Source organism: Pseudomonas sp. Emmai, from assembly GCF_055179735.1.
Genome location: NZ_CM143685.1, coordinates 2,365,488 through 2,377,863 on the forward strand (window position 1 = coordinate 2,365,488; position 12,376 = coordinate 2,377,863).

Annotated in this window: 10 protein-coding genes; 5 read left to right on the forward strand and 5 right to left on the reverse strand. The window is 59.7% G+C overall.

The annotated features are described in order from the left end of the window. Window positions 1-37: 37 nt before the first annotated feature. From ACY4LX_RS10785 to ACY4LX_RS10805, 5 genes are all read left to right on the forward strand, one after another. Window positions 38-1,033: a zinc transporter ZntB gene (locus ACY4LX_RS10785; RefSeq protein WP_463259865.1), complete on the forward strand. Its 996-nt coding sequence runs from the start codon at window positions 38-40 to the stop codon at window positions 1,031-1,033. A 63-nt stretch (window positions 1,034-1,096) separates the two neighbouring features. Next, entirely contained in the window at window positions 1,097-1,345 is a 249-nt protein-coding gene (locus tag ACY4LX_RS10790) for a hypothetical protein (protein ID WP_008146303.1), read from the forward strand. Between the two features lie 2 nt (window positions 1,346-1,347). Beyond that, a complete protein-coding gene (locus ACY4LX_RS10795; protein ID WP_149660582.1) occupies window positions 1,348-2,172 on the forward strand; it encodes a mechanosensitive ion channel family protein in 825 nt (274 codons plus the stop codon). 87 nt (window positions 2,173-2,259) lie between these two features. After that, entirely contained in the window at window positions 2,260-2,850 is a 591-nt protein-coding gene (sigX, locus tag ACY4LX_RS10800) for an RNA polymerase sigma factor SigX (RefSeq protein ID WP_054054007.1), read from the forward strand. Window positions 2,851-2,957: 107 nt separating this feature from the next. Further along, window positions 2,958-3,992, forward strand: a complete 1,035-nt coding sequence (locus tag ACY4LX_RS10805; protein ID WP_463259866.1) for an OmpA family protein — start codon at window positions 2,958-2,960, stop codon at window positions 3,990-3,992. Window positions 3,993-4,104: 112 nt separating this feature from the next. Here ACY4LX_RS10805 and cobA read toward each other — a convergent pair whose 3' ends face one another. From cobA to ACY4LX_RS10830, 5 genes are all read right to left on the reverse strand, one after another. After that, complete coding sequence (gene cobA, locus ACY4LX_RS10810; RefSeq protein WP_463259867.1) at window positions 4,105-4,872, reverse strand: uroporphyrinogen-III C-methyltransferase; 768 nt, start codon at window positions 4,870-4,872, stop codon at window positions 4,105-4,107. Window positions 4,873-4,882: 10 nt separating this feature from the next. After that, the gene (locus tag ACY4LX_RS10815) at window positions 4,883-7,600 is read right to left on the reverse strand and encodes a nitrate reductase (protein WP_463259868.1); all 2,718 of its coding nucleotides are present in this window, start codon (window positions 7,598-7,600) and stop codon (window positions 4,883-4,885) included. Beyond that, entirely contained in the window at window positions 7,600-7,917 is a 318-nt protein-coding gene (nirD, locus tag ACY4LX_RS10820; RefSeq protein ID WP_149660578.1) for a nitrite reductase small subunit NirD, read from the reverse strand. The genes ACY4LX_RS10815 and nirD overlap by 1 nt, the downstream gene beginning before the upstream one ends. Then, window positions 7,914-10,367, reverse strand: a complete 2,454-nt coding sequence (gene nirB / locus ACY4LX_RS10825) for a nitrite reductase large subunit NirB (RefSeq protein ID WP_463259869.1) — start codon at window positions 10,365-10,367, stop codon at window positions 7,914-7,916. The genes nirD and nirB overlap by 4 nt, the downstream gene beginning before the upstream one ends. A gap of 328 nt (window positions 10,368-10,695) precedes the next feature. After that, window positions 10,696-12,369 (reverse strand): protein kinase domain-containing protein, encoded by a 1,674-nt coding sequence (locus ACY4LX_RS10830; RefSeq protein ID WP_463259870.1) that lies wholly within the window; start codon window positions 12,367-12,369, stop codon window positions 10,696-10,698. Between the last annotated feature and the right edge of the window lie 7 nt (window positions 12,370-12,376).

The following is a 12,376-nucleotide window of genomic DNA, read 5'->3' on the forward strand; positions in this document are numbered from 1 at the left end:
CGTCGATGCACATTTTCGTGGCAAGCATGGAGTGAGGATGTTCGAGGAAGAAAACGCGCAGTGGGGGCTGGTGCATGCCCTGGTGCTGGATGGAAAAGGTGGTGCGCGTTCGATAGCCCGGACTGAACTCGACGAATTGCAGCTGCAGGCCCATGAGAGCCTGTGGCTGCATTGGGATCGCAGTCACCCCCAAACCCAGACCTGGCTGCGTAAATCCAGCGGTCTGAGTGAATTCACCTGCGATCTGCTGCTTGAAGAAAACACCCGTCCGCGTCTTCTACAGCTTTCCGACAGCGAGCTGCTGCTATTTTTGCGCGGTGTGAACCTCAATCCTGACGCCGAGCCTGAGGATATGGTTTCGGTGCGCATCTTCGCTTCGGCCCAGCGGGTGATTTCTCTGCGTTTGCGTCCGTTGCGCGCCACCGATGAGTTGCTGGTGCAGCTCGCGGAAGGAAAGGGGCCGAAAACCGCCTCCGAACTCATCCTTTATATGGCTCAGAACCTCACCAACAAGGTGCAGGATCTGGTCGCTTGCCTCTCGGAAGTGGTCGATGAGGAAGAAGAAAAACTGGATGCCGACGAACGGTATACACCCGAGCATGGTTCCATTTTGCAGATCCGTCGCAGGGCGGCCGGGCTGAAACGTTTTCTGGCCCCGCAGCGGGATATTTTCGGACAACTGACGCGGATAAAACTGCCCTGGTTTGTCGAAGATGACGGCGATTACTGGAACGAATTGAACAACAGTCTGACCCGCTATCTCGAGGAGCTGGAATTGACCCGGGAGCGGGTGGGGCTGGTCCTGGAGGCCGAAGACCGGCGTTTGAGCGTGCGCATGAACCGCACGATGTACCGCTTCGGGATCATCACCGGGATCTTTTTGCCGATGAGTTTTCTGACCGGTCTTTTGGGGATAAACGTCGGTGGCATTCCGTTCTCCGCCAGCCCTTATGGGTTCCTGATTGCGTGCCTGATGATGGTGTCGGTGGCGCTCGGGCAGTGGTGGTTATTCCGACGTTTGCGCTGGGTGTGATGATGAGCCATGTGACCCGGGCAAAATTGATCGCGTCTTTCACAGACATCACGAGAGGTGCGTATGCACGATCCGTTTGAACAGTCTTTGCGTGACATGCTCAAGGCATCTCCGTCCACTCGGGACGACGATGCGTGCCTTGGCCGTGTCCTGAAAACCGCCAACCGGCAGGTCGGCGCCGGCGATCTGTTCAGCCTGCTGGGCCGCTGGCTGCCCGCGCTGATGATTGCCTTGAACAATGGATCGGCCCACGTCGCGCCGGTCTCCCGCCACCGTAAACCTACCGTTCGCACTGCTGATAAGGCTGATTGAATATGGAACTTGATCTCTGGACTCAGAGCCTCGTCACAGCAATGACTGCGTTGTGGACCAAGATTGCGAATTTTATTCCGAACCTCTTCGGGGCACTGGTTGTCCTACTGCTGGGTTTTGTCGTCGCCAAGCTTCTGGACACCTTGCTCTCCAAATTGCTCGCCAAACTGGGCCTTGACCGCCTGATGGGCGGCACCGGTTTGACCAAGTTACTGTCCCGTGCCGGGCTTCAGGTGCCTATTTCAACCCTGATCGGCAAAATCGTTTATTGGTTTGTTTTGCTTATTTTCCTGGTTTCTGCCGCAGAATCCCTTGGGCTTGAGCGAGTTTCAGCTACGCTGGATATGCTTGCGCTGTATTTGCCGAAAGTATTTGGTGCCGCGCTGGTGTTGTTGGTGGGGGTGTTGCTGGCGCAATTGGCCAATGGGCTGGTGCGCGGGGCGGCAGAAGGGGTAGGGCTGGATTACGCGTCGGGCCTGGGGCGGATTGCCCAAGGCCTGGTGATTATCATCAGCCTCTCGGTTGCGATCAGCCAGTTGGAGGTCAAAACTGACCTGCTCAACCATGTGATTGTGATCGTTTTGATTACCGTTGGTCTGGCGGTTGCGCTGGCCATGGGCTTGGGAAGCCGGGAAATTGCCGGTCAGATTCTTGCGGGAATCTATGTGCGTGAGTTGTATCAGGTTGGGCAACAAGTGCGTGTTGGCGAGGTCGAAGGTCAGATCGAAGAGATCGGCACGGTTAAAACCACATTGCTGACCGACGAGGGTGAGCTAGTCTCTCTCTCCAATCGGATCCTCCTGGAGCAGCATGTGAGTAGCCGCTAACCCGGCAAACCCTGCTAATGTATGCCGCCGCAAAGTGCCCTGTAAGGGCTGCGGCGGACATTGACCTGACTGTCGGCCCGACTTGTTTTGAATAAAGCTCAATCGCTCTCCACGCGCTACGACCCCCGCGAGCTCTCTGATGAGGAGTTGGTCGCGCGCTCGCATACCGAGCTGTTTCACGTAACACGCGCCTATGAAGAACTGATGCGGCGTTACCAACGAACATTATTTAACGTCTGTGCGCGGTATCTTGGGAACGATCGCGACGCAGACGATGTCTGTCAGGAAGTGATGTTGAAGGTGTTGTACGGCCTGAAGAACTTCGAGGGTAAATCGAAGTTCAAGACGTGGCTATACAGCATCACGTACAACGAATGCATCACACAGTATCGGAAAGAACGGCGAAAGCGTCGCTTGATGGACGCGTTGAGTCTGGACCCCCTCGAGGAAGCGTCTGAAGAAAAGGCGCCGAAACCCGAGGATAAGGGTGGACTTGATCGCTGGCTGGTGTATGTGAACCCGATTGACCGTGAAATTCTGGTGCTACGATTTGTCGCAGAGCTGGAGTTTCAGGAGATCGCAGACATCATGCATATGGGCTTGAGTGCGACAAAAATGCGTTACAAACGTGCTCTAGATAAATTGCGTGAGAAATTTGCGGGCGTTGCTGAAACTTAGTTCAGCGCAAATATCTCTTACGTGTAGGCAAGTTCTGATAGACTTGCCGCCGAGTTGTCCCCCGGTTTGCGGGACTGCTTCACAATCACCAGATGGGGATTTAACGGATGAAACTGAAAAACACCTTGGGCTTTGCCATTGGTTCTCTTATTGCCGCTACTTCGTTCGGCGCGCTGGCACAAGGCCAAGGCGCAGTTGAAATCGAAGGCTTCGCTAAGAAAGAACAATTCGACAGCGCTCGTAACTTCAAGAACAACGGCAACCTGTTCGGCGGTTCGGTTGGTTACTTCCTGACCGACGACGTTGAACTGCGTCTGGGCTACGACGAAGTGCACAACGTGCGTTCCGACGACGGCCGTAACATCAAGGGCGCCAACACCGCTCTGGACGCTCTGTACCACTTCAACAACCCGGGCGACATGCTGCGTCCGTACGTATCGGCTGGCTTCTCCGATCAGAGCATCGGTCAGAACGGCTCCGGCGGTCGTAACCGTTCCACCTTCGCCAACGTTGGCGGCGGTGCCAAGCTGTACTTCACTGACAACTTCTACGCTCGTGCCGGCGTTGAAGCTCAGTACAACATCGACCAGGGCGACACCGAGTGGGCTCCAAGCGTCGGTATCGGTGTGAACTTCGGTGGCGGCTCCAAGCCTGCTGCTGCTCCAGTTCCAGCACCAGCTGAAGTCTGCTCCGACAGCGACAACGATGGCGTTTGCGACAACGTTGACAAGTGCCCGGACACCCCAGCCAACGTAACTGTTGACGCTGACGGCTGCCCAGCAGTTGCTGAAGTTGTTCGTGTTGAGCTGGACGTGAAATTCGACTTCGACAAGTCGGTAGTCAAGCCTAACAGCTACGGCGACATCAAAAACCTCGCTGATTTCATGAAACAGTACCCATCCACCACCACTACTGTTGAAGGTCACACTGACTCCGTCGGTCCTGACGCTTACAACCAGAAACTGTCCGAGCGTCGTGCAAACGCCGTGAAACAAGTTCTGACCAACCAGTACGGTGTTGAAGCGTCCCGCGTTCAGTCTGTTGGCTACGGCGAATCCCGCCCAGTTGCTGACAACAAAACTGAAGCTGGTCGCGCTGTAAACCGTCGCGTAGAAGCGCAGGTTGAAGCTCAAGCTAAGTAATTAGCCTGCAGCTCTGAAAAGCCCGGCTTAGGCCGGGCTTTTCTTTGCCTGCGATTTGAGTTTCCGCTTGGGTTCGTCGTCGCTTTTAAAAGATCGCAGCCTGCGCCAGCTCCTACAGAGCGGTATGCCGAACCCATGCAGGAGCTGCCAAAGGCTGCGATCTTTTGATCTGATCAGCGGCCGCCACCGCACCAATCACCAGTATCGCTGGGCTCTTGAGCTCGAAGCTGTGGGCATCCTCTTCCATGGCTGTCAGATCGCTCCGACATTCGCGCTGCTGTGGCAGTGAAGCGTTTTCAATCATCGCCACCGGCGTATCCGCTGCCATGCCACCGGCCAGCAGTTGCTCGCGGATCTCACTCAGCTTCGCCACGCCCATGTAAATCACCAGTGTCGTGCCACCCTGGGCCAAGGCTCGCCAGTTCAGGCTGCTGTCGTCCTGAGTGTGGGCGGTGACCAGTGTCACGCCGCGTGCCACGCCGCGCAGGGTCAAGGGGATATCACATTGCGTCGCCCCCGCCAGTCCGGCGGTGATGCCATTGACCAACTCGACCTCCACCCCGCGCTCGCGCAGCCACTGCGCTTCTTCGCCGCCTCGGCCAAAAATACATGGATCACCGCCCTTGAGTCGCACCACGCACTTGCCGTGGCGGGCATAACGCAGCATCAACCGATGAATGAAGGCCTGAGGCGTCGAGCGACAGCCGCCGCGCTTGCCAACCGCAATGATCCGCGCACCCGGGCAGTGCTCCAGCACTGCTTCGTTGACCAGGTCATCGATCAGCACCACATCCGCTTCCCTCAAGGCCCGAACCGCTTTGAGGGTCAGTAATTCAGGGTCGCCGGGACCCGCACCCACCAGCCAGACTTTTGCGCTCATCGTATTTTCCTCACGAGATAACGGCGACTGGCTGCGCAGTGGCAGCCAGCAGACGCTTGATTTCCGGGACGCAGGAACCGCATTGCGTGCCACAGCCCAGTTCTTGTTTCAGGCCCTGCAGATCCAGGCCACGGCTGATGCCGGCGCAGACCGCGCTTTGGCTGACGTTTTTGCAGTTGCACAGGGTTTTGTGGCCGGCGGCCGGCGCGTCGACGTTGCCCGGTGGCGCGCTCAGTGGCGCCAACAGCCAACGCCGCAATTGCTCGTCGGCCCGACCTTCGAGCCACAAGCTTTGCAGCCAGTGCTGGGCGAGGGTTTCACCCGCCAGGCGAATCGCGGTGATCCGGCCGTTCTCGATGCGCACCCGTTTGCCGATGGCGCGCCGAGGATCGTCGTAAGCCAAAACAGGCCCGTCGTTAAGCCCAAGACACTGATCGATATCACGCAGCAATTGCGCATCGGGCGGCGTGGCGCTGGCAGCGCGTATCAGCAGCGCCGGGCGCTCACGGCCGGCCAGACTGAGGCTGACGTAGGAAAACGCCTCACAGAGGGGGCGTAGCGTCTCGAAATGTTGTTGAACATCGCCCTCGATCAAGGCGAAAAGGTGCCAGGGCAGTTGCACCGGTTCCAGGCGCACGCCGCTGTGTTTGAGTTCCGGTTGTTTCGACAAGGGGTCGAACGCCGGCTGAGTGATCCCATTGACGCCACCCTTGAGAAAACGGTCGCCCCAATGCATGGGCAGAAACGCCTGCCCCGGACGCACGCTGTCGTCACTGCCGACGGCCACGATCACCGCGCCACGACGGCTTTTCAGGCTGACCAGATCACCGGGTTGCAGTCGATGCCGGCGCAGTTCATCCGGGTGCAGGCTCAACACGGCTTCGCTGACATGACCGAACAATTGCGCGGCGGTGCCGGTGCGGCTCATGCCGTGCCATTGATCGCGCAGGCGGCCGGTGATCAAGGTCAGCGGGAAACGCGCATCGCGCTGCTCCTTGGCGGCACGGTACGGGTCGGCGATGAACTGCGCACGACCGCTGGCGGTCGGGAAGACCCCGTCCAGGTACAGCCGCGCCGTGCCTTCGCTGGCGCCGGTGGGGAAGGGCCATTGCTGCGGACCGAGCCGATCCAGCAGCGCGTGGCTGATGCCGGACAAGTCCAGATCCCGGCCTTGGGTCAGTTGCTTGTACTCATCGAATACCTGGGCCGCCGTATCAAAGGCAAACAGACCCGGTTGTGCAGGACGCAGACGTTTCTCCAGGCGTTGTGCGAAATCCACTGTGATTGCCCAATCCGACCGCGCTTCACCGGGTGGGCGAATGGCCTGGCGGACGTGGGAAATTCGCCGCTCGGAATTGGTCACCGTGCCGTCCTTCTCCCCCCAGCTCGCGGCGGGCAGTAGCAGGTCGGCGAACGCCGCGGTTTCGGTGGTGCGAAAGGCTTCCTGCAACACCACGAACGGGCAGGCCTCCAACGCTGCGCGTACGGCCGTCTGGTCCGGCAAGGATTGCGCGGGGTTGGTGCAGGCGATCCACAGCGCCTTGATCTGGCCACTGCGCACCTGTTCGAACAACTCGATTGCCGTAAGCCCGGTGTTTTCGGGCAGTTGTTCAACCCCCCAGTACGTCGCCACTTCGGCTCGGTGCTCGGCATTGGCGGCTTCACGATGGCCGGGCAGCAGGTTCGACAAACTGCCGGTTTCCCGCCCGCCCATGGCATTCGGCTGACCGGTCAGGGAGAAAGGTCCTGCGCCGGGACGACCGATTTGCCCGGTGGCCAAGTGCAGATTGATCAGTGCGCTGTTCTTCGCGCTGCCAGCGGTGGATTGATTCAGCCCCATGCACCACAGCGACAGAAAGCTCGGCGAAGTGCCGACCCATTCGGCGCACTGCTGCAGTTGCTCAATGCCAATCCCGCACAGTTGCGAAACCATTTGCGGGGTGTAATCACGTACCAGGTTTTTCAGCTCCGCCAGGCCTTCGGTGTGGGCCTTGATGAAGTCGCGATCGACCCAGTCTTCCCACAACAGCAGGTGCAAAATCCCATGGAACAACGCGACATCGGTGCCCGGCAAAATCGCCAGGTGCAGGTCGGCCAGATCGCAAGTGTCGGTACGACGTGGGTCGATGACGATGACTTTCATCAGCGGGCGACGGGATTTGGCCTCTTCCAGGCGTCGGAACAGGACCGGGTGGGCGTAGGCCATGTTACTGCCGACGATCATCACGCAATCGCTCAGCTCCAGGTCTTCGTAGCTGCACGGCGGCGCATCGGCGCCCAGGCTGCGCTTGTAGCCGACCACTGCCGACGACATGCACAGCCGTGAATTGCTATCGATGTTGTTAGTGCCCACCAGCGCCCGCGCCAGTTTGTTGAAGGCGTAGTAGTCCTCGGTCAGCAACTGCCCGGAGATGTAGAACGCCACGCTGTCCGGGCCGTGTTCGGCGATGGTTTGGGCAAACACATGGGCGGCGTGATCGAGGGCGGTGTCCCAGTCGGTGCGGCCACGGGCCAGGCCTTTGCCCAGGCGCAGTTCCGGGTACAGCGCCCGGGCGGCGAGGTCGCCGGTCAGGTGCAGGGTGGAACCTTTGCTGCACAATTTGCCGAAGTTGGCCGGGTGCGCCGGATCGCCGCTGACGCCAAGGATACGCTCGCCGTCATGCTCGATCAGCACACCGCAACCGACCCCGCAGTAGCAGCAGGTCGAGGCGGTGATTTGGCGGTTCATCAGCCTGCATCCCGCAGCGACAGCAGCACCCGGCCATTTTCCACCCGCGCCGGATGGTGATGGGCGCAGCCAACATCCGGCGCCTGGGCTTCACCGCTTTGCAGGTCGATCTGCCAGTTGTGTAACGGGCAGGCGACGCGTTTGCCGTAGATCAAGCCCTGGGACAACGGCCCGCCCTTGTGCGGGCAGCGGTCATCGAGTGCGAAAACCTCATCGTCGCTGGTACGAAAAATCGCGATGTCACCTTTCGGCCCGGCGATGATCCGCGAGCCGAGGGTATTGATCTCTTCCAGTGCGCAGATATCCAGCCAGTTCATGCCAGCACCTCCAGGTTTTTTACGGGGATGACGTCGAATTCCTTTTTCAGCAGCGGCTGTTCCAGGCGTTCTTTCCACGGGTCCTGTTCGAACGACAGGGAAAATTGCAGGCGATCATTCAGTGCCTTGCGCCGTTCCGGGTCTTCCAGCACGGCTTTCTTGATGTGTTCCATGCCGACCCGTTGCAGGTAGTGCACGGTGCGTTCGAGGTAGAAAGCTTCCTCCCGATACAGCTGTAGGAAAGCGCCGTTGTATTCGCGCACTTCTTCCGCGGTTTTCAGCTTGACGAAGAATTCGGCGACTTCGGTCTTGATCCCGCCGTTACCGCCGATGTACATCTCCCAGCCCGAGTCCACGCCGATAATTCCGACGTCCTTGATCCCCGCTTCCGAACAGTTGCGCGGGCAACCGGAGACGGCCAGTTTCACTTTGTGTGGCGACCACATGTTGAACAGGTCGTGCTCGAGTTCGATGCCCAGTTGCGTCGAATTCTGCGTACCGAAGCGGCAAAACTCACTGCCGACGCAGGTTTTCACGGTGCGGATGGATTTGCCGTAGGCGTGGCCGGACGGCATGTCCAGGTCTTTCCAGACCCCCGGCAGGTCCTGCTTCTTGATCCCCAGCAAGTCGATGCGCTGGCCGCCGGTGACCTTGACCATTGGCACGTTGTACTTGTCGGCGACGTCGGCAATCCGCCGTAACTCCGACGGATTGGTCACACCGCCCCACATCCGCGGGACCACCGAGTAGGTGCCGTCTTTCTGAATGTTGGCGTGGGCCCGTTCGTTGATCAGCCGCGATTGCGGGTCGTCCTTGGCTTCGCCTGGCCAGGTGGAAATCAGGTAATAGTTGAGCGCCGGGCGGCAGGTGGCGCAGCCGTTGGGTGTGCGCCAGTTCAGGTAGCTCATGGTGGTGGCGATGGTCAGCAGATGTTGTTCGCGGATGGCCTGGCGAATCTGCCCGTGATTGAGGTCGCTGCAGCCGCAGATGGCTTTTTCGCTTTTCGGTTTGACGTCCGCTGCGCCGCCGACGGTGTTGATCAGGATCTGCTCGACGAGGCCAGCGCAGGAACCGCAGGAACTGGCAGCCTTGGTGTGTTTTTTTACGTCGTCGACGCTGAACAACCCATGTTCCTGAATCGCCTTGACGATGGTGCCTTTGCACACGCCGTTGCAGCCGCAGACTTCGGCGGTGTCGGCCATGCTCATGGCTTTGTCCTGGCCCTGATGTCCTACGTCGCCGAGTGCGTTTTCGCCAAACATCAGGTGATCGCGGATCTCACCGATGGCGTGATTCTCACGGATTTGTCGGAAATACCAACCGCCATCTGCCGTATCGCCGTACAGACAGGCGCCGACCAGCACGTCATCCTTGATCACCAGTTTTTTGTAGACCCCACCGATCGGGTCGGACAGGGTGATGGTCTCGGTGCCTTCGCCGCCCATGAAGTCGCCGGCGGAGAACAGGTCGATGCCGGTGACTTTCAATTTGGTCGAGGTCACCGAGCCTTTGTAGGTGGCGAAGCCCAGCTGTGCGAGGTGGTTGGCGCAGACCTTGGCCTGTTCGAACAACGGCGCGACCAGGCCGTAGGCGATGCCACGGTGGCTGGCGCATTCACCGATCGCATAGATGCGCGGGTCGTAGGTTTGCAGGGTGTCGTTGACCAGAATGCCGCGGTTGCACGGGATGCCGGATTTTTCCGCGAGTTCGGTGTTGGGGCGAATCCCGGCGGCCATCACCACCAGGTCGGCGGGAATGATGTCGCCGTTCTTGAACTGCACCGAGCCGACCCGGCCATTGCCGGCATCGTGCAGGGCCTGGGTCTGTTCGCAGAGGCGAAAATGCAGGCCACGGGCTTCGAGAGCGGTTTGCAGCAATTGGCCGCTGGTTTTGTCCAGTTGCCGTTCCATCAACCATTCGCCGATGTGCACCACGGTGACGTGCATGCCGCGTAACATCAGGCCATTGGCGGCTTCCAGGCCCAGCAGGCCGCCGCCGATCACCACGGCGTGCTTGTGGGTTTTCGCGGTGTTGATCATTGCCTGGGTGTCGGCGATGTCGCGGTAGCCGATCACGCCGTGCAAGGTGTTGCCGGGGATCGGCAGGATGAACGGGGTCGAACCGGTGGCGATCAGCAGGCGATCGTACTCGGCTTCGGTGCCGTCCTCGGCGATCACCCGGCGCTTGATCCGGTCGATCTCCACCACTTTGCGGTTGAGCAGCAATTTGATGTTGTTGCTCAGGTACCAGTCGAGATCGTTGAGCACGATCTCTTCGAAGGTCTGTTCACCAGCCAGCACCGGCGAGAGCAGGATGCGATTGTAGTTGGTGTGGGGTTCGGCGCCGAAGACTGTGATGTCGTACAGCTCGTTGCTCAGCTTGAGCAGTTCCTCCAGGGTACGAACCCCGGCCATGCCGTTGCCGATCATCACCAGTTTTAGTTTTTTCATCAGGTTCTCCGGGAGCTCAGACTCGCCTCATCAGGGCTTTCAGGTCGTGCTCGACAAATTTCGCGCAAACAAAAAAAGGCGTCCCGCTAGTTGCCTAGCGAGGACGCCTTTGTCCTGGTCCCGTTCTCTCGGGAAGCACAACCTTCGTCGTTGAAGGCTGGGCTATATGTATGGTGGGAAAGGTAATGCAGTGGTTGTGCCAAGTCGTTCAAGGCTTAGTTTGGCCGGGCTCATGATGGGGGGGCAGGATCAAAATCTATATTTGTGCACCGATTCGAGGCGAATCGCCCGGTCCTGGGGCAAATGAAACGTGTGGCGAGGGATCGAGTCAGGATGAGTGCAATGCCAGAACCAGCAACAGCACATTCATCCCCAACGACATCAGCGCCAATGTCCGCCAAACCTTCAACGGCTCACGCTCCAGCAATGGCCGGGGACGCACACTCAAACTCCGCCGCTCCCCCTGTTCCAGCAACAACAACCATTCTTCCGCCGTTTCAAAACGCTGCTGCGGATCAACCGCGACCGACCGCTCCAGACTCAACGCGATCCACTCCGGCAGGTCCGGCCGATAGCGACTGGCACTGACCGGCACACCAAAGCGCGGGCGCTGAAAGGCTTCGATTTCACCATAGGGATAATGCCCGGTCAGCAGGAAATACAGGGTCACGCCGACCGCATACAAATCCTGTTGCGGCGTTGGCGCAACCCCGTGAAACGCTTCCGGCGCGATATGGCTCGGCGTGCCCGGCAGGGCGGAGGGCTGGTCTTCGGAAAGGCCGGGGCAGTAGGCGAGGCCGAAGTCCAGCAAGCGCAGCTCACCGTCGTCCCCCAGCAGCAAGTTCTCCTGCTTGATGTCGCGATGCAGGATCTGTCGTCGATGCAGCATCCCAACCGCCCGCAATAGGCGCTCGGCCACATCCAGCCATTGGGGCAGAGGCAGCGGCCCGGTTCGACCCTGCAAATCAGCCAGGGTCTGCCCCGAATATTCCCGCATCACGTAGTACAAATGCTGACGCTGACTGGCGGCATGGACTTCAGGAAAATGCCGCCCGGCCACCCGTTTGAGAAACCATTCCTCCGACAGCAATGCCTGCCCGGCCAGGTGATCGTCGTGCAAATGCCCGGGCAGGGTTTTCAACAGCCAGGGTTGTTGTTGCCCGTCCCGCACCCGATACAGCAGCGATTGCTGGCTCTGCCCAAGAAGGCATTCCACCTGCCAGCCTTCAAAGGATTGTCCCGGTTTCAGCGCGGGCGGCAGGGGCCATTGCTGCAGATGAATCAACGCATCGCCAATGCTTGTTTCACCGAGGGCATCGACCCGCACCAGCAAGGCGCTGGCGTTGTCCTGGCTGCCGGCCAGGTGCGCGGCGTTGACCAGGGTCTTGGCGGCGCTATCAAGATCGGGTTGGTCGCGCAGAATCGCCGCAATGGCGGTTTCGCCCAGCACCGCCCAGACCCCATCGCTGAGCAGTACGAAACGCTCATCCAGACGAAGTTCGCCATCGAGAAAATCCAGTACCAGATGCTGATCCAGGCCGAGGGCGCGTTTGAGCACATGTTGCATGCCTTGCTGATCCCAGACGTGATCCTCGCTGATCCGCTGCAACTGATCGGCGTGCCAGCGATACACCCGACAATCTCCCACATGAGCCAAGGTAAAACGCCTGCCGCGCATGACCAAAGCACTGACGGTGGTGAGCAGCGGCTGCCCACCGCCGTTAGCCTGTAACCAGCGATTCTGTGCGGATAACAGGCGATCCAGTGCCTGGGCCACGCCCCAGGTTTCCGGGGTGGCGTAGTAGTCCAGCGCCAATGCCTGCAAGGTCGAACGGGCGGCGAGGCCGCCGTCGGGGCATTGGCTGACACCGTCGGCGATGGCAAACAGATAACCCTTGCTCGCCGCCAGCGCCGGGGCCGGAGTGACCAGGCGCAGGGCGTCCTGATTTTCCGCGCGGGGGCCGATGGCGCTGGCTTCGGCGAAGCTCAGTTGCAGGCTCATGGAAGCC

Coding starts and splice junctions, on each gene's coding strand:
- ACY4LX_RS10785 (WP_463259865.1), top strand. CDS start 38: ATGTTCGAGGAAGAAAACGCGCAGTGGGGGCTGGTGCATGCCCTGGTG.
- ACY4LX_RS10790 (WP_008146303.1), top strand. CDS start 1,097: ATGCACGATCCGTTTGAACAGTCTTTGCGTGACATGCTCAAGGCATCT.
- ACY4LX_RS10795 (WP_149660582.1), top strand. CDS start 1,348: ATGGAACTTGATCTCTGGACTCAGAGCCTCGTCACAGCAATGACTGCG.
- ACY4LX_RS10805 (WP_463259866.1), top strand. CDS start 2,958: ATGAAACTGAAAAACACCTTGGGCTTTGCCATTGGTTCTCTTATTGCC.
- cobA (WP_463259867.1), bottom strand. CDS start 4,872: ATGAGCGCAAAAGTCTGGCTGGTGGGTGCGGGTCCCGGCGACCCTGAA.
- ACY4LX_RS10815 (WP_463259868.1), bottom strand. CDS start 7,600: ATGAACCGCCAAATCACCGCCTCGACCTGCTGCTACTGCGGGGTCGGT.
- nirD (WP_149660578.1), bottom strand. CDS start 7,917: ATGAACTGGCTGGATATCTGCGCACTGGAAGAGATCAATACCCTCGGC.
- nirB (WP_463259869.1), bottom strand. CDS start 10,367: ATGAAAAAACTAAAACTGGTGATGATCGGCAACGGCATGGCCGGGGTT.
- ACY4LX_RS10830 (WP_463259870.1), bottom strand. CDS start 12,369: ATGAGCCTGCAACTGAGCTTCGCCGAAGCCAGCGCCATCGGCCCCCGC.